Origin of the sequence: Halosimplex halophilum (assembly GCF_004698125.1) — an archaeon.
GTDB classification, from domain to species: Archaea; Halobacteriota; Halobacteria; order Halobacteriales; family Haloarculaceae; genus Halosimplex; species Halosimplex halophilum.
The window spans coordinates 423,589-439,657 of record NZ_SRHV01000005.1; the positions used below are offsets into that span (position 1 = coordinate 423,589).

12 protein-coding genes and 1 pseudogene are annotated in these 16,069 nt (G+C 61.2%); 7 read left to right on the forward strand and 6 right to left on the reverse strand.

Translation table 11 applies throughout. The features are described from left to right. Positions 1-102: 102 nt before the first annotated feature. The 6 genes and pseudogenes from E3328_RS18455 to E3328_RS18475 form a co-directional block, all read right to left on the reverse strand. Positions 103-1,089 carry an N-acetylneuraminate synthase family protein gene (locus E3328_RS18455; RefSeq protein WP_167837468.1) on the reverse strand — a complete coding sequence of 329 codons (987 nt, stop codon included), beginning with the start codon at positions 1,087-1,089 and terminating at the stop codon, positions 103-105. Positions 1,090-1,124: 35 nt separating this feature from the next. Further along, on the reverse strand, positions 1,125-1,838 hold the full coding sequence (locus E3328_RS18460; protein ID WP_167837469.1) for an acylneuraminate cytidylyltransferase family protein: 714 nt from the start codon (positions 1,836-1,838) through the stop codon (positions 1,125-1,127). After that, the gene (locus tag E3328_RS18465) at positions 1,831-3,282 is read right to left on the reverse strand and encodes a glycosyltransferase family 2 protein (protein WP_135366106.1); all 1,452 of its coding nucleotides are present in this window, start codon (positions 3,280-3,282) and stop codon (positions 1,831-1,833) included. The genes E3328_RS18460 and E3328_RS18465 overlap by 8 nt, the downstream gene beginning before the upstream one ends. Positions 3,283-3,324: 42 nt before the next feature. After that, complete coding sequence (locus E3328_RS18470) at positions 3,325-4,053, reverse strand: hypothetical protein (RefSeq protein WP_135366107.1); 729 nt, start codon at positions 4,051-4,053, stop codon at positions 3,325-3,327. Between the two features lie 882 nt (positions 4,054-4,935). Next, positions 4,936-5,273 (reverse strand): annotated as a pseudogene (locus E3328_RS22195) (Cdc6/Cdc18 family protein); the annotation flags it as partial. A 146-nt stretch (positions 5,274-5,419) separates the two neighbouring features. After that, entirely contained in the window at positions 5,420-5,848 is a 429-nt protein-coding gene (locus tag E3328_RS18475; RefSeq protein ID WP_167837440.1) for a hypothetical protein, read from the reverse strand. Positions 5,849-6,058: 210 nt separating this feature from the next. On the opposite strand from E3328_RS18475, the gene E3328_RS18480 reads away from it, so the two are divergent. The 7 genes from E3328_RS18480 (at position 6,059) to E3328_RS18510 (ending at position 16,064) form a co-directional block, all read left to right on the forward strand. After that, positions 6,059-7,294 carry an MFS transporter gene (locus E3328_RS18480; protein WP_135366108.1) on the forward strand — a complete coding sequence of 412 codons (1,236 nt, stop codon included), beginning with the start codon at positions 6,059-6,061 and terminating at the stop codon, positions 7,292-7,294. A 754-nt stretch (positions 7,295-8,048) separates the two neighbouring features. After that, positions 8,049-11,312 carry a PAS domain S-box protein gene (locus E3328_RS18485; protein ID WP_135366109.1) on the forward strand — a complete coding sequence of 1,088 codons (3,264 nt, stop codon included), beginning with the start codon at positions 8,049-8,051 and terminating at the stop codon, positions 11,310-11,312. A gap of 92 nt (positions 11,313-11,404) precedes the next feature. Then, entirely contained in the window at positions 11,405-11,719 is a 315-nt protein-coding gene (locus E3328_RS18490; RefSeq protein ID WP_135366110.1) for a HalOD1 output domain-containing protein, read from the forward strand. Next, positions 11,716-12,342: a HalX domain-containing protein gene (locus E3328_RS18495; RefSeq protein WP_135366111.1), complete on the forward strand. Its 627-nt coding sequence runs from the start codon at positions 11,716-11,718 to the stop codon at positions 12,340-12,342. Before E3328_RS18490 ends, E3328_RS18495 begins: the two co-directional genes overlap by 4 nt. After that, the gene (locus tag E3328_RS18500) at positions 12,335-13,798 is read left to right on the forward strand and encodes an ATPase domain-containing protein (RefSeq protein WP_135366112.1); all 1,464 of its coding nucleotides are present in this window, start codon (positions 12,335-12,337) and stop codon (positions 13,796-13,798) included. The genes E3328_RS18495 and E3328_RS18500 overlap by 8 nt, the downstream gene beginning before the upstream one ends. Beyond that, on the forward strand, positions 13,795-15,390 hold the full coding sequence (locus tag E3328_RS18505; protein WP_135366113.1) for a sensor histidine kinase: 1,596 nt from the start codon (positions 13,795-13,797) through the stop codon (positions 15,388-15,390). Before E3328_RS18500 ends, E3328_RS18505 begins: the two co-directional genes overlap by 4 nt. After that, entirely contained in the window at positions 15,387-16,064 is a 678-nt protein-coding gene (locus E3328_RS18510; protein WP_135366114.1) for a response regulator, read from the forward strand. The genes E3328_RS18505 and E3328_RS18510 overlap by 4 nt, the downstream gene beginning before the upstream one ends. The last annotated feature ends 5 nt before the right edge of the window (positions 16,065-16,069 follow it).

Genomic DNA, 16,069 nt, shown 5'->3' on the forward strand with positions numbered 1-16,069 from the left:
TCGTGTTGAAGATTCCAACCGTTCGGAGTATCGACTGTAATGATCTGCCAATTTCACTCCGCCTGAGTGATTCGAATCTAGCCGCGAGTGTACTCAACGTGTTCATAAGCCCTGAATATCTGACTCTGTAAGTATGGTCTTTGCGGTGATATCACGAGTGGCGCATTTACCAATGACATCGTCGATCATTTTTGGGTCAAGTCCAGATTCGGGTCGGAGTGCGATGAGATTCTCCCTTTTAAACCGCTCTCCATCCGCGATACCGTTATCTACGGCGAGGCTTCGTCGCATCTGATGCCGTAGATCGTCTTCTGCATCAAGTGGGCCCTTAATCCTGTCTTCATTGCCTCTGATCGAATCAATCCATTCGGCATGTTTCACTATCTCAGACATTTCTTCTGGATTCGCAGAGAGGCGGTGATCACCGACTTTCTTCGATTTATTCAGTGTAAAATGCTTTTCGATAATTGTTGCTCCACGGGACATCGCCGCGCAGACAACATCAGGACCAACTGTATGATCGGAGTATCCGATTGGTACGTCGAACGCATCCGAAAGCCGGTCAAGCATCTGCAGGTTCGCGTCCGTCTGGTCGGTTGGATAAGCTCCTACACAGTGTAGAAGGTGGAGGCGGTCATTGGGAATTTCCGTGACAGCTCGTTCGATCTCCGCCATCGATGCGAAACCGGTTGACAGAACTACTGGAACCTCAAGGTCCTTAACGTACCGAAGTAGAGGGATATTCGTCAAGTCTCCAGAAGCGATCTTGACAAACGGACTTCGGCTGGCGACGAAGTCAGCCCAGCGCTCGTTGAACACACTCCCTGCAAAGTCGATCCCAGCTGTCTCGGCTTCATTAACAAGTTGTTCCCACTCTTCAAGCGTGAATTCGAGTTCTTTAAATCGTTCATATTGGCTATCATATTCGTCCCCGGCTAGTGGGAGTGGCGGTTCATCTTCTACGATGAGAGTTTCGGCGCTGTACAACTGGAATTTGACTGCGTGTGCACCAGCATCAGCGGCGGCGTGGATATACTTGATTGCAGTCTCAATATCGCCGCCGTGGTTACCGCCGACCTCTGCTATCACATACGGTTTGGTGGGTGGAAATTCATTCATGTGTTCTATTTCACTTCATCTGTGAATTTAGCTATTGCTTTTGCGATCCGTAACTGGAATTCCGTATCTATTTCGATGGTCGATTCCTCACGCTGGATGATGGCACGTATGTCCGTTCCCAGCGCAAAGTCTGTTTTATCCCAGTTTAGAAGCAATTTCGGTTTTCGGGCGTAAATCGCTCCTGTAAATCCAAAGGTATCTGGTCTGTCCTGCCGCTGATTCGGTGTTTCGTCAGTGATTCCCTCGAGCGGTGCAATACGATCTCCTTCAAGACGATACGCTCGGTGGGGATGCGTATCTGTGATCCGCTCTACGGCGACTACCGAGTCACAATCAGTGTTCCTCAATTTCACTGCCGCTTTGTCAACCTGTTCAGGTGTGGTAAAAGGGCTTGTCGGCTGGAGACAATGAATCTGTGTTGGTCGACTGTTCTCTTCGATGAGATACTCGAGTGCATGCTTTACGACGGCTATTACAGGGACATCATCTTGGGAGAGGCTCGCTGGCCGAATAAATGGGACCTCTGCGCCGTATTTTTGCCCGATCTCGGCGATCTCTTCGTCATCAGTTGACAATATTACCCTATCGATCCGCTCTGCGGCTAGTGCCGTTTCGATTTGATAGCTTACGAGTGGTTGTCCATCGATTGTCCGCAGGTTTTTACGCGGGACGCCCTTCGATCCCCCTCGAGCGGGAACAACCGCGACAGTATCACTCATCTTTTGTTGTGAGTCCTTGATAACTGGGTCGAAGTCCGTTTGTTTCCGCATCTAATACTTTCTCACACATCTTCAGATCAAACCAAGTGTCAATGTGTATTGCGTGATGCGGTTCCATGAGAACATGTCCGACATTGTCCCCCGTAAGTTCATCACGGTTATGTACGATACTTGGTTCGAACCCGTAAATGGCTCCATTTTCTTCGTATAGCGTCTCTCGCTCCTCTCTAAGTAATCTCTCCTCAAACAGTGGTTCCAATCCATACTTACCTGGTTGCCAGAGGAACTTTCGGTTTTCTGTGACACTAATAACTGAATCTACAGAGAACATATGCCAGGTGTCAACTACCTCATCAACGTTAATGGCTGTTTTTAGGGGGGAAACGTATTGTAGAAGGACGACAAAATCGGGATCATAGCATTCTGTCGTTCGAAGTTCTGTGAGCAGGTCTGCGATAACACTACTCAACGATACTTCAGACCCTACTAAGTTGTCTGGGCGGAGGTGTGGAACCTCAGCACCGGCTTTGCGGGCCGCAGTTGCGATCTCTTCTGACTCTGTAGAGACGACTAGTCGATCGATGCGATCTGCTTCCAGCATCTCAGTTACCGTATAGTCAAGAAGTGATTGATTGTCTACTTCCCAGAGAGCCAGCGGTGCGTCAGGAACTGAGGCGCTTTCCGGTGGTTCGATTCGTCGCTCACTCTGTGCTGGCACGACTCCAAGTACTTCCGCTTCGGCTGCTTCGTCTGCCAAATTCATGTCCACAAACTGGTCTTTAACGTTCCGTCGCGCTTCCAAACGTCCACTTAGATTCTGAGACATGCTGTCATTGTGTTGCCTATAATACATCAACGGAAGATTCACGTTACGTACGTTAAATCGGTTAACGAACCGGACCCAAAAATCATAATCTTCCTGGTAGCTGAGGGATTCGTTGTACCCACCAATAGCCTCCCACGCTTCCTTTCGATACATGGCGCCCGCTGCTAGCGGTGCACGGTTCAGCAGTTTCACCTCATCTTGGACCTTCAGCATTCGTACGTGGTTGAGTATTTCTCCCTCGCTATCAACAGTATAATAATCCGGGAAGACCAGATCGATCTCTGGATTTGCGTCAAGGTACGTGGATTCGACGGTGAGGATATTTTCGTCGAAAAAGTCGTCCGCGTCGAGACGTACAACATATTCTCCGTCAGCGGCTTCAATGCCGGCATTACATGCAGACGGGAGCCCCTCTCCTTCGAGACGGATAGTATGTAACCGTTCGGGATACTCAAACTTGGCCGCTCTTAGAATCTCTGGAGTCTCATCGGTTGAACCATCATCAACGACGATTACTTCGTACTGGTCGTAAGTCTGCGTAAGCGCGCTTTCGAGGCATTCTTCTAGAAAGTGTGCATAGTTATGAGCTGTAATAATAATACTGACCTTCGGATCCATTTATGTCACCGTTCTCTCTGGAAAGAGAGAATAGCGATCGGTTTAGGAGTTTCGTCTGCCGTTGCGAAGTGCTTCATTCGGTGGCATTGCTACCAGTCTTTCCAGTTCTTTTTTGATCGTCTTGATCGAGGATTCAGTAAAGAGATCCTCTCGCTTAATCGTGACAGATTGACTCAAAGAAATTTTGCTGGCCAAGTCTTCGGTGCTTTCTACGACAGTAGCATACCCCGATTCGGCAAGCGGTCGCGTATATTGGATGCTAGGGAGGTTTAGTAGAAATGTCTCTAACCCGAACATCAAACCCTCGTAAAGCGCAGTTGATCCGACACCGATCTGGGTTCTTGATTCTGCGAAGAGTCGATATAGCGGGGGATCATCTGATGAAACAACATTGATATCACTGCCTACTAACCATGGATACCGAGACTGCCATCCTTCGTATTCTCTCGGATGAAGTTTGTAGATAACTCTTGAGTCAGTGTGCCTGCTTACTTCTTGAGCAACTCTTGAAAGCGGTTCACCAATTGATTGCTGAGAAATAAATAAAATCTGGTCTTTTGTATCTGTGTTCTTATATTCTTCAACTTTAGATTCAAGATATGGGTATCCACAATCAATCAATCGCTCTTCTCCAATGGGAAAATCTGCCATCTCTCTCCAAAATGGGCCAAATAGAAACAAATAATCCGGGAAGTGTCTTTTTTCCCGATCATTTGGGTAGGAGTATCCGTAGTGAAAGGGATGAATCACACCGTGCTGGAGTTCTATCACTGGGATGTCTTGGTCGTGACAAGCCTCAATGAACGTCTCTTTTCCATAACTTACCGTGAGGACCACAACACGTGGATTGATACGTTTCAACAGTCGCTTGTACAGATTGAGACGGGATGCCCGAAACGATAGCGCATCTCGGACTTCTCCAACCGCGTCAGGGCGAATGCCAGATCGGCGCTCAAAGGCCCGTTCAAAGGATTCAAGTCGGTTTAATATGTCTCTCGGGATAGTCTGAGAACTGACACCTACCTTTCGTTGAAACTCCCCGATATACTCAATGAGATCAAGATATCTGAGTCGGGGTGTTTTCGCAGGACGGCGGTGCTGTTTCTCTAACGGGGACTCCAAGTGGATGTAGTCCAGATCTGTCCCCGTATAGATTGGGTCAAAGTAAATGTCCCACCAACGGTCATCTTCAAGCTTTTTTCTCCGTTCATGACCCCATATTAGAATATCGTGCTGTGATTCGAGGAACGGATTGCGGATAACTATATTCCTCATCGCGAGCCAAAGACTGCGAAGATAATCTAACCGATTGGAATCCGATTTGGAGGTACTGCTCGCGAACACGTCACTCTGTCGTACAACCTTCCGATGTAAGTGGAATCTCACACGTTCCCAAATTGGGACACCACAAATATTGAGATCAAAGAGGTCAAACTCTGATTCCAATTCTAGAAATGTCTCATGTAACTGCTCAAATCGGACTATGTTATCGGGCATGGATGTGATCTCAGTTTATCTATAATTATCTTGTATGCCGGCACCAAAGAAACCCTTTCTTTTAGCTCTTGGCGAGACTCCCTGTTAATATATTAGTGGTTAACGCTCTACAGCTATCCACAATTCGTTATAAGTGGAGCTTCCAATTTGAGTTGGTTTAATGAGTATCTTATGTAGAGGGGACGCCCCACTCACGGGTTTCTCGAACCGGTTCGCCTCCGCTCGCTTCCCGCATCGTCGACGTGGTCAACCGTAACAGTATCCGTCCCGTTCTTCTCCGCGAGCCGTCCGGCTTCGTACAGGGTGTCGATCGCCTTCCGCGCATCGCCGTGCTCTTTCGCGGACAGCGCGGCGACTTTCGGGATGACATCTGGATCGAGCACGCCGTCCTCGAAGGCGTCCGTCCGATTTGCGAGGATCTCGCGGAGCTGGTCGGCGTCGTAGGGGTCGAATACTAGTTCGTTGTCCTGGGGACTGGAATCGAGCCGCTCGTTCCACGCGTAGGTCCCGTACTCGATCCCGGGCTCGGCGAACGCACCAGCCACAAAGGGAAACATCGCGCCGAGTGCACCAGCGAGCATCGGCGTCGTCGTGTCCATCGACTCGTTCAACTTGTCCACACCGACGGGACTTCCTGAGATCAGCGAGTCCAACTGCGTCCACCGCGGCACACTGGCGTCAGATTCGCGGGCGACTGCCGTGCGATACTGGATACACCATCCCCGGTGATCTCGTCCCGAGAGTTACCGTGCGTCGTCAGATACATCGACGTATCGAACGCCTGCATCGAGGTGTTCCGGAGGGTGTCGTAGAGCGCCTGGTAGTCTTCCAGATCCTTTCGAACCCCGCGAGCGTCTGCCCGGCGCTTCTCCCAGAGGGACTCCACGTCGGCCTCCAGGTCTTCGATCGTGTTCTCGATCGTATCGAGCGTGGCACTCGTCTCCCGCGGTCTGATGTGCAGGCTGATGTCCATCGAGTGCATCTCCGCCGTCGCATAGAGCCCTTGGGAGAGAGCCGCGTCGAGAAACCGCGCGGCGATGACTCGCTTGCGGATGGGAGCCCACGTCACACGCCCACAGGATGCTCCCGGCCGAGGGTCGAAACCCGCCCTGCTGACGCCGGGTGAGGGAGTCCTGAAACCTGCTCGGCACCGGCCGGGTTTCCTCCTGTGGGGGGAGCCGCGCCGTAAACGGCGCGGGGGATGTCAGATCGTGCTCAGATATCCGACCGTACCTAGAGATAGTCATACTCAAGAAGTTCGGGAACGGTCCTCTCGGATGTGAATCTTCGGCTCCCGGGGACGAACAGCGAGGGACGACTCGTCCTTGGGTCCGTCATCGTCAGCACGTTTTTCATCGGGTTCGGCGGCGGTGTGATCTTCCCGATCCTGCCGAATCTCGGGACGATTCTCGGGATTTCACCGTTTCTCGTCGGCATCATCCTGAGCGCGAACCGATTTTCGCGTCTGTTCGCGAACGCGCCGGCCGGGAGTCTCGTGGACCGATTCGGGACGAGAAAACCGTTCGTCGTCGGGATGGTCATCCAGGGAATCTCCACGTTCGGCTACGTCATCGCACTGCTCGCTCCGTTTCCCGCAGCGTGGTTCATGGCTGCCCGCGTCCTCTGGGGCGTCGGAAGCGCGCTCGTCTTCGCGACCGCGTACACGATCGCCGACGACATCAGCGACGGTGGCTCGCGGGGCTCGAACATGGGGCTCATCAGGGGCGGGGTGCTTTTCGGATTCCCGACTGGAGTGGTGCTGGGCGGCCTCGTCAGCGAACTCTTCGGGAACGTCGTCGCGTTCGCGGTCGCTACCGCCTTCGCGTTCCTCGCCAGCGTCATCGCATATCAGACGGTGCCCGAAACACACGTCGACGGAGAGGTGAACCAGTCGGTCAAACCGTGGGATATCAATACGAGTCTCCCCGCGGTCACGGTCGGCCTGGTCAACTTCGCCGTGCTGTTCGTCTACATCGGTGCGCTGTTCGCGACGCTCGTCCTGTTTCTCGACCCGAATCAGCTCAGCGTCTTTGGATTTGACGCCCAGGGCTCCTCGGGCCTGTTCATGGGGGTCACCGTCGTCGCCGCGGGGCTGTCGATGTATCTCGGGGGATACGTCAGCGACCGGAACCAGTCACGAGTCCCGATTCTGCTCCTGTTTCTGGGCGTCACGTCGATCGGATTCCTGCTGCTCGCACTCGCGGACTCGGCGCCGACCCTGGCTATCGCCTGCGTGTGTATCGGACTCGGACAGGGCGGCACGAGCGGGCCACTGATGGCGCTGTTAGGCGATCTCGTCGCCGACGGCGAGATGGGACGCGCCGTGGGGACGAACAACGTCTTCGGTGACATCGGCGGGGGGTTTGGTCCTATTGTTACCCTCCCAATCGTCGAAATCGTCGGCTTCTGGCCCGTGTATTTCTGCTGTGCGGCCATGCCGCTCGTCGCGGCCGTGGTCCTCCTGGGTGGTGTCCGACGAGAGACCGGGTACTTTCTCCCGAGTGTCGGTTCCTGAGGTGACGTCCGCTGTGCCGCCCGCAAACGCGCTTCGAGCCGAGAGTTTCGATACCACGCGCATCGGACTCGAAGAACTCCCCGGCAAACTCTAGTTGGGTGAGAGGATGCATACTGGCTTCCAGAGTACTCCGTCGAGAGCGCTCCACCGCAGGTGGCGCCGATACAACTCGTGTAGCGCGTCCCCCTACAGGCCTTATGTAACAATCTTTTCGCCCCATCGGCAGTATTGATACATAAGATTCGATCACCTCGAATTAGCGCGGCGAACCCGATGTCGCACCCGGTAGTCTGCGGTCGGGTTTCGGACAACCACACGTGTCTCGTGTACAGTACAACAGATGTCGCCCCGAAGGCGGGAGCTCCACCCCGCCCAACAGAAATCCAACACTTGTGGTGTCACTCACTTCCTCACATTCGTTCTATTCAGGTACGTAATTTAATAACCTATACCGTCGAACACGGATGGACAGGATTCGGGCGTCCTATGACACATACGATCTATGAACATCTGTCGACACTGCTACCTGTGATATCGACACGCTGGCAGACGATCACCAGTGGGGCTGTCGCGTCGACTGGGCTTCCGAACCGATGATACTGGACCAGAACACGAACGGGCGTGGACGACACGGGCTTGATGCGGATCAGAACACGAACGGGCGTGGACGACGCGAACTGGGTCCGGCCCCGAATCTCCCGGTCGCCGATAAACCACGGGCCGTGTTCGCCGGGAACGAGGAGCACCCGGGCGGATGACCGGTAAGCCGGATCCGTTCCGCGTCCTTCTGGTCGCCGACGACCCGGAACTCGTGGCGGCAGTCGAAGACCGCCGCTGTACGAACGGAACAGTTCTAACGGCGGCGACGGGGGAAACCGGACTGGCAACCGTCGAGGACCGGGCCGTCGACTGCGTCGTCGCCGGACACGAACTCCCCGATTGGGACGGTATCGAGCTCTGTCGGCGGCTCCGCGGCACCGGCGTCAATCCGCCGGTGATCCTCTGTCCCGGAGACGGGAGCGAAGCGCTCGCCAGCGACGCCATCTCGGCAGGAGTCTCGGAGTACGTGCCGCGCCCGGACGGGGCCGACCCGTCCGAACTCGCCGACCGGGTCGGCGAGGCCGTCGACCGGGTACGGTCGAACCGGTCGGCCGACGCGGCCCAAGTTGAAGGCGCGATCGACGACGCGTCCGACGAGACCGAGCACGAGCACGACCGCAACCGCGACCGAGAACTCGAACGACAGCGGGACCGCTACCGCGCGGTCTTCGACGAGGCCTTCGACGCGATGGTGATCGCCGACGACGAGGGTCGATACGTCGAAGTCAACGACAGCGCGACCGAGCTGTTCGGGCTTCCCGAGGCGGAGCTACTGGGGCGCTCGATCGGGGAGTTCGCGCCCGCGGAGTTCGACTTCGAGGCGGCGTGGCGAGCGTTCCGCGAGTCCGAGGCCGACCGGGGGACGTTCCCGCTCGTCGACGCGGACGGCGAGGAACACGTCGTCGAGTACGCCGCGACCACGGACATCGTCCCAGGGCAGCACCTCTCGGTGATACGGGACGTGACCGACCGCGAGGAGCGCAAGCGCGAACTCGAACAGCGCGAGCAGCGCTACGCGAACCTCGTCGAGGAGTCGCCGGCGCCGATAAACCTGTTCGACAGCGACGGCGAGACGGTCTGGGGGAACGACGCGCTCGTGGACCTGCTCGGCGTCGACAGTCGGGCGGACCTCGTCGGCCGGTCCGTCTTCGATTTCATCCACCCGGACGACCACGGCGCGGCGACGGAGGAACTGGAGCGCGTGTTCGAGAAGGGGGACGCCGTCGGACCGACGGACATCCGGCTCACGTGTGCGGACGGCGAGACGCGCCACGTCCGCGTGAAGACGACGCTGGGCTGGTACGAGGGCGAGCGCGTCGGCCAGGCGGTCGTCGTCGACATCACCGAGCTCCGCGAGCTGGAGTCGAAGCTCCGGCGAAACGAGCGGCGTTACCGGACGCTGGTCGAGATGTCGCCCGAACCGATACTCGTCCACAGCGGCGGGACCGTCGTCTTCGCGAACGACGCGGCCGCCTCCCTCGCCGGCGTCGAGAGCGTCGACCGGCTCGTCGGGACCTCGATCGTCGAGTACGTGGCGCCCGACGAGCGCCACGAGGTGGCTCGCACCGCCCGCCGCGCGGAGCGAGGGGAGTCCGCGCCGACGGACCACGAGTGGACGATACGGACGCGCGAGGGGGAGCAGCGCCACATCGAGACGACGGCCCATCCGATCACCTACGAGGGCGAGCAGGCCGTGCTCACGGCCGTCAAGGACGTCACGGACCGGTTCAGACACGAGGCGATGCTGACGGCGCTCAACGAGCGAGTGCGGGCGATGACCTGCGCCGAGGGACGGGAGGCCATCGCGACCGTGGCCGCGGAGACGCTGGCCGAACTGCTCGACCTCGACGGGGCGGTCGTCTTCGAGTTCGACGGCCAGGACGACCTCGTCCCGCTGGCGCCCGCGGAGGGAGACGACGGGTCCGACGACCGGCCACGGCGGATCACCGACGGTCCGGTCTGGGACGCCTTCGCCAGCGGCGAGGTCCGCACCTGTGGCATGGCCGGTGCGACCGAACCCGAGGCGGAGTTCCCGTTCGTGTCCGTCCTCGTCGTCCCGGTGGGCAACCACGGGGTGCTGGTCGGCGGTGCGACGAGCGAGCGCTCGCTCACGACCGCACAGCGGGAGGTCGCCGAGCTCGTGGCCGAAAACCTCGAAGCCGCGCTCGACCGCGCCGAGAACGAGTCGGCGATCCGGGAGCGCGACTCGCAGCTGCGCCGACAGAACCAGCAGCTCGAACAGCTGAACCGGCTCAACCGGATCATCCGCGAGATCAACCAGGCGCTCGTCCGCTCGACGAGCGAGGCGGAGATCCGGGAGAGCGTCTGCGACCGATTGAGCGCCGCGAACCAGTACGCGTTCACCTGGGTCGGCGAGCGCGACCCGTCCGAGGAGCGGACCCGGCCGCTGGAGTGGGCGGGAGTCGACTCGGAGTACGTCGACACCCTCCGGGCCGACGGCTCCCGGCAGCCGCTCCAGCGCATGGTCGACGCCGCCTACCGCGAGGGGTCGATCCAGGTCGTCGACGACGTGCTCGAGGACGACGACTGGGAGCGCTACCGGAAAGACGCGCTGACCTATGGCTTCCGGTCGATCGCCGTCGTCCCGGTCTGCCGCGGCGACGCGGTCGATTGCGTGCTCGTCGTCTACGCGGAGGCGGCCGACACGTTCGACGGCGAGGAGCGGCGCGTCCTCGAAGAACTGGGCGACACGGTCGGCTACGCGCTCCGGAACGTCCGGCGAACCGACGCGGTCCACCCCGAGGCGAACACGGAGGTCGAGCTGACGGTCGGGACGGAGCGGCTGTTCGCGAACCGCCTCTCGGCCGAGCTGGGCGCGACCGTCGAGTTCGTCGGCGCGATCGACGGCGAGGACGGCGCGATCCGGGCGTTCTTCAGACTCGACGGGGAGTCGGTGGAGCCGGACCGGCTGACCGACTTCGAGTTCGTCCGCTCGGTCCAGCCGCTCTCGGTCGACGACGCGCCGGGCCTGTACCAGCTGACGCTCTCGACGCCGCCGCTGTTCGCGACGCTGCGGGCCGACGACGCCCAGCTGCGGGCGCTGACGGCCGAGAACGGGACGACGACGCTCACCGTCGTCCTCACCGGCGATGTCGGCGTGCGTCCGTTCGTGGACGACGTGCAGTCGATGTACCCGGAGACGGAACTGCGTGCGCGCCGGGAGGACCCCGAGCCGGTCGAGACCAGGCAGCTGTTCCGCGAGAACATCGTCGAACGGCTCACGGAGCGACAGTTCGACGCGCTCAGAGCGGCTCACTACGGCGGGTTCTTCGAGTGGCCGCGCGTGAGTTCGAGTTCAGAACTCGCCGAGACGCGCGACATCGCCGCGTCGACGTTCCAGTACCACCTGCGCGCCGCCGAGCGGAAGGTGATCGACGCCGTCCTCGGGTCGACCTGAGCCGGCCACCTCTAGTCACCTAGACTGGGTCGCCGTCGCACTACCACGTATGTACACAGTACCGACAGGCCGTTCGAGACCAGTGATCGCCCATGGCGGATACGGATCACGCCGAGGTCGAACGTCGGGTCCACCACGACTGGGACGGCGATACCTCGCTCACGACGACGATCGTCGACGCGATCGCCGGTCTCGACGACGACTACCTGTCCGGTGATAAACATCTCTACCAGCGAATCGACCCCGACGCGCTCGAACGCCTGTTCGTCTCGCGGTCCGGGATCCCGCGGTCGGAGGGGCGTGTTTCGTTCCCGTTCGGCGGTTGCCAAGTGACCGTCCACGCGTCGGGCGACGTTCTCGTCCGACCGCGGACAGGGAGGGCGGTCAGCCGTGACGAGTCCGCATGACAGGGTCGAACGAGGTCGTCCTCGTCGTCGAGGACGACCCCGAGATCGCCGCGCTGTACGCGCGCTGGCTCTCCGAGGAGTACCAAACCCGGGTCGCCCACGGACCGGACGAAGCGCTCGACCGGCTCGACGAGTCGGTCACGGTCGTCCTGCTGGACCGGCAGCTATCGGAGGGCGATGGCGAGTCGGCTCCCGACAGCGAGTCGGCACCCGACGGCGAGTCGGTACTCGACGCGATCGCAGCCTCCGAATACGACCCCTCGGTCGCGCTGGTGACGGCCGTCGAACCGGACTTCGACATCGTCGACATGGATATCGACGCGTATCGCCTGAAACCGCTCACCCGGACCGAGCTCCTGGAGCTCGTCCGGTCGCTGCGGCGCAGGGCCCGCTACGACGCGTCGCTCTCCGAACTGTTCTCGCTCGTGTCCAAGCGGGCGGCGCTGATGGCCAGTCGGTCCGACGAGGAGCTGCGGGACAGCGACGAGTACCGCGAGCTCGTCGCGCGACTCCAGACGGTCAACGCACGGACGGACGACCTCGTCCGCGGGCTGAGTGCGCGGGACGTGGAGACGCTGTTCCGCCAGCTGGAGACGCGACGGGGAGGGCCGGGCGGTGACTGACGCCGGCGACGAGCGGATCTCCACCGGGATCGACGGGCTCGACCGGGTACTCCACGGCGGGCTCGTACCCCAGCGGGGGTACATGGTCACCGGTCGACCGGGGACGGGCAAGACGATCCTCGGTCTTCACTTCCTAACCGCGGGCGACGACGGCGCCCGGCTGTTCGTGAACCTGGAGGAGTCCGAGGCGGATATCCGGACCAACGCGGCGAAGCTCGGGTTCGACCTCGACGACGTGGCCTTTCTCGACCTGAGCCCGGGTGCGGACGTCTTCACCGACGGCCGGCAGTACGACATCTTCGAGCCCGACGAGGTCGAGGGTCCGACCGTCTCCGAATCCATCGCCGACCGGGTCCGGGAAGTCGACCCCGATCGGGTGTTCATCGACCCGCTGACGCAGCTGCGCAACCTCGCGCCCGACGACTACCAGTTCCGCAAGCAGGTCAACGGCCTCACGCAGTTCCTCCGCCAGCGGGACGCGACCGTCCTGTTCACCTCGCAGGCGACCGAGCGGGCGCCCGACGACGACCTGGAGTTCATCAGCGACGGGGCGCTGAAACTCGCCCGCGACGACGCCGGGCGGACGCTCTCGGTCCCGAAGTTCCGCGGCTCGGACACCGAGTCCGGCGCCCACTCGGTCCGGATCACCGACGAGGGGATGGTCGTCTTCCCCGTCCTGCTCCCGGAGGCACACGGCCGGACGTTCGCGGCCGAGTCCATCTCCTCGGGCGTCCCGGAGATCGACCAGATCCTCCACGGCGGGATCGAACGCGGGACCGTCACGATCCTGAGCGGCCCGACCGGCGTCGGGAAGACGACGCTCGGCACGCAGTTCATGAAAGAGGCCGCGGGTCGCGGCGAACGGTCGGTCATCTACATGTTCGAGGAGAACACGGAGACGATGATCGCCCGCTCGAAGGCGGTGAACATCCCGGCCGAGCGGATGGTCGAGCGCGGGACGCTGGCCGTCGAGGAGGTTGAGCCGCTGGAGAAGTCCCCCGCCGAGTTCGCATCGATGGTCCGGGCCGAGGTCGAGGAGCGCGACGCGGAGATCGTCATGATCGACGGCATCGACGGCTACCGGCTCTCGCTCCGGGGCGACGAGTCCGACCTCGAACGGGAGCTCAACAGCCTCGGCCGCTACCTCAAGGACATGGGCGTCGCGGTGATCCTGGTCGAGTCGACCAACGCGATCACCGGCCAGTTCCAGCCGACCAACAGCGGTCTCAGCTACCTCGCGGACAACATCGTCTTCCTGCGGTACCTCGAGATGGAGGGCGAACTCCGGAAGGCGATCGGCATCCTCAAGAAACGGACGAGCGACTTCGAGCGCGCGCTCCGGGAGTTCGAGATCACCGAACACGGGATCACCGTCGGGGACCCGCTCACCGGCCTCCGCGGCATCCTCAGCGGGACGCCCGAGTTCACGGAGTCCCGGTCGCCGCCGGATCGATGACGGGTCGCACCGGTGGCCCGGCCGAGACGGACGCGACCGACCCCACCGGAGCGGTCGGCCGGGACCGGCCGCGCGTGCTCGTCTGGCTTGCACACGAGGAGAACAGGCGACTGCTCACCGGGTGGCTCTCGGCGTCCTACGCGGTGTCGACGGTCGAGACGCCCGAGGGGCTCCCCGACGAGTTCGACCTCTGTCTCGTCGACGAACCCACTTTCGCCCGGCATCGCGACGCGCTCGTCGAATCCGGGGCGCGCGTGGACTCGGCATTTCGCCCGTTCCTGCTGGTCAGGTCGGCCGACGGCTCCGAGCTCCCTCCCGCGGTCCGGCGCCACGTCGACGAGGTGATCGACGCGCCCATCAGACAGGCCGAGCTGCGGATGCGGATCGAGGGACTGCTGGACCGCCGCCGGCAGTTCGTGGCGCTCCGGCGACGGAACGAGCTGATCGAGGCGCTCCACGCGGCGACCCAGGAGATGAGCGCCGTGGGCGAGCCCGGGCGGGTCTGCGATATCGCCGTGAACGCCGCACAGCGGGCGCTCGACCTCCCGCTGACGGCCGTCTGGCTCGCCGACGACACCGGAACGCGCCTGGAGCCGGCCGCGGAGACGGCCGAGAGCGAGCGCGTCTTCGAGGGCCTGCCGACTTTCCGGGCCGACGGGGACAGCCTCGCCTGGCACGCGTTCGAGACCGGCGAGACGATGGTGTTCGACGACCTGCGCGAGGAGGTCCCCGACGAGCACCTCTTCGACCCGGAGACACCGATCCGGAGCGAGCTCGTTATCCCGCTGGGTGAGTTCGGCGTCCTGATCACCGGCGCGACGGTCCCGCGGTCGTTCGGGGACAACGACATCCACGGGGCCGAGCTGCTCGGCACGGCCACGACCAGCGCGCTCGAACGGGCCGACCGCGAACAGACCCTCGCACAGCGAACGTCCCAGCTTGAGTTCTTCAACAGCATCGTCCGCCACGACGTGCTCAACGGGATGACGGTCATCCAGTCCCGGGCGGACCTGCTCGCGGAGCAACTCCCAGACGACCACCACCGCCAGTACGCCCGGACGATCCGGGAGTGGTCGGACGATGTCGTCGCCGTGGTCGAGCGCGTCGGGTCGGTCCTCGAGACGCTGACCGGCGGGGCCGTCGCCGACCGCGAGCCGGTCGACCTCTCGGCGACGCTGGAGCGCGAACTCGAGGCCGTCCGGACGACCTATCCCGACGTGACCGTCGAGACATCCATCCCGGCGGGCGTGACGGTCCTGGCGGACCAGCTCCTCGCGGAGGTACTCGGGAACGTCGTCCGGAACGCGGTTGAGCACAACGACCCGGCCGACCTCGCGCTCGCGGTCACCGTCGAAGAGGGGTCGGAGTTCGTGACCGTCCGGATCGCCGACACGGGGACGGGGATCCCCGACGACCGGAAGGAGTCGGTGTTCAGACGCGACGAGACCGGCCACGCGAAGTCGACCGGCACGGGGTTCGGGCTCTTCTTCGTCGATACGATGATCGACGAGTACGGCGGATCCATTCACGTCGAGGACAACGACCCGACTGGCGCGGTCTTCGTCATCACCCTCCGGACGTGTGACTCATGACAGAACATTCGAACGACAACCCGAACACTGGCACGGATACGGACCCACTGGTACTGATCGTCGAAGACGAACCGGATGTCGCCACCTCCTACGAGCTGTGGCTCCGCGACGCGTACGGGATCTGCCGGGCCGAGACCGGCGAGGAAGCCCTCGAGATACTCGACAACCGCGACGTCGATGTCGTGCTCCTCGACCGGATGCTGCCCGGGATCTCGGGTGACGAGGTCCTCGCGGCGATCCGCGACCGGGGGCTTGACTGCCGGGTCGCGATGGTGTCGGCCGTCTCGCCCGGTATCGAAGTCGCCGAAATGGGCTTCGACGGATACGTCACGAAACCGCCCGGCCCCGACGAGTTGCGCAACACCGTCGAGCGGCTGGTCGACCGGGGAACCCTCGACGACGACCTGCAGGAGTACTACTCGCTGGTCGCGCGTCGGTCCGCGCTCGAAACCGAGTTCGGTCACGCCGAACTAGTCCACCACGAACAGTACAGGGCGCTCGTCGACCGGATCGAACGACAGCGGGCGAGCGTCGACGCGTCGATGGACGACCTGGACGACGCCGCCGGCTTCGTCGGCGCCGTCCGCGCGATCGATCCGACCGACGGCGAGTTGCCGAACGATGGGACGGACGGTGGGACCGACGACGGGACGAACGACAGGAGGTTCGAGTGAGTTCC

Excerpts from the sequence above, each read along its gene's own strand:
- E3328_RS18495 (WP_135366111.1), top strand. The coding sequence starts at position 11,716 with ATGACAGGGTCGAACGAGGTCGTCCTCGTCGTCGAGGACGACCCCGAG.
- E3328_RS18465 (WP_135366106.1), bottom strand. The coding sequence starts at position 3,282 with ATGGATCCGAAGGTCAGTATTATTATTACAGCTCATAACTATGCACAC.
- E3328_RS18485 (WP_135366109.1), top strand. The coding sequence starts at position 8,049 with ATGACCGGTAAGCCGGATCCGTTCCGCGTCCTTCTGGTCGCCGACGAC.
- E3328_RS18510 (WP_135366114.1), top strand. The coding sequence starts at position 15,387 with ATGACAGAACATTCGAACGACAACCCGAACACTGGCACGGATACGGAC.
- E3328_RS18490 (WP_135366110.1), top strand. The coding sequence starts at position 11,405 with ATGGCGGATACGGATCACGCCGAGGTCGAACGTCGGGTCCACCACGAC.
- E3328_RS18460 (WP_167837469.1), bottom strand. The coding sequence starts at position 1,838 with ATGAGTGATACTGTCGCGGTTGTTCCCGCTCGAGGGGGATCGAAGGGC.
- E3328_RS18505 (WP_135366113.1), top strand. The coding sequence starts at position 13,795 with ATGACGGGTCGCACCGGTGGCCCGGCCGAGACGGACGCGACCGACCCC.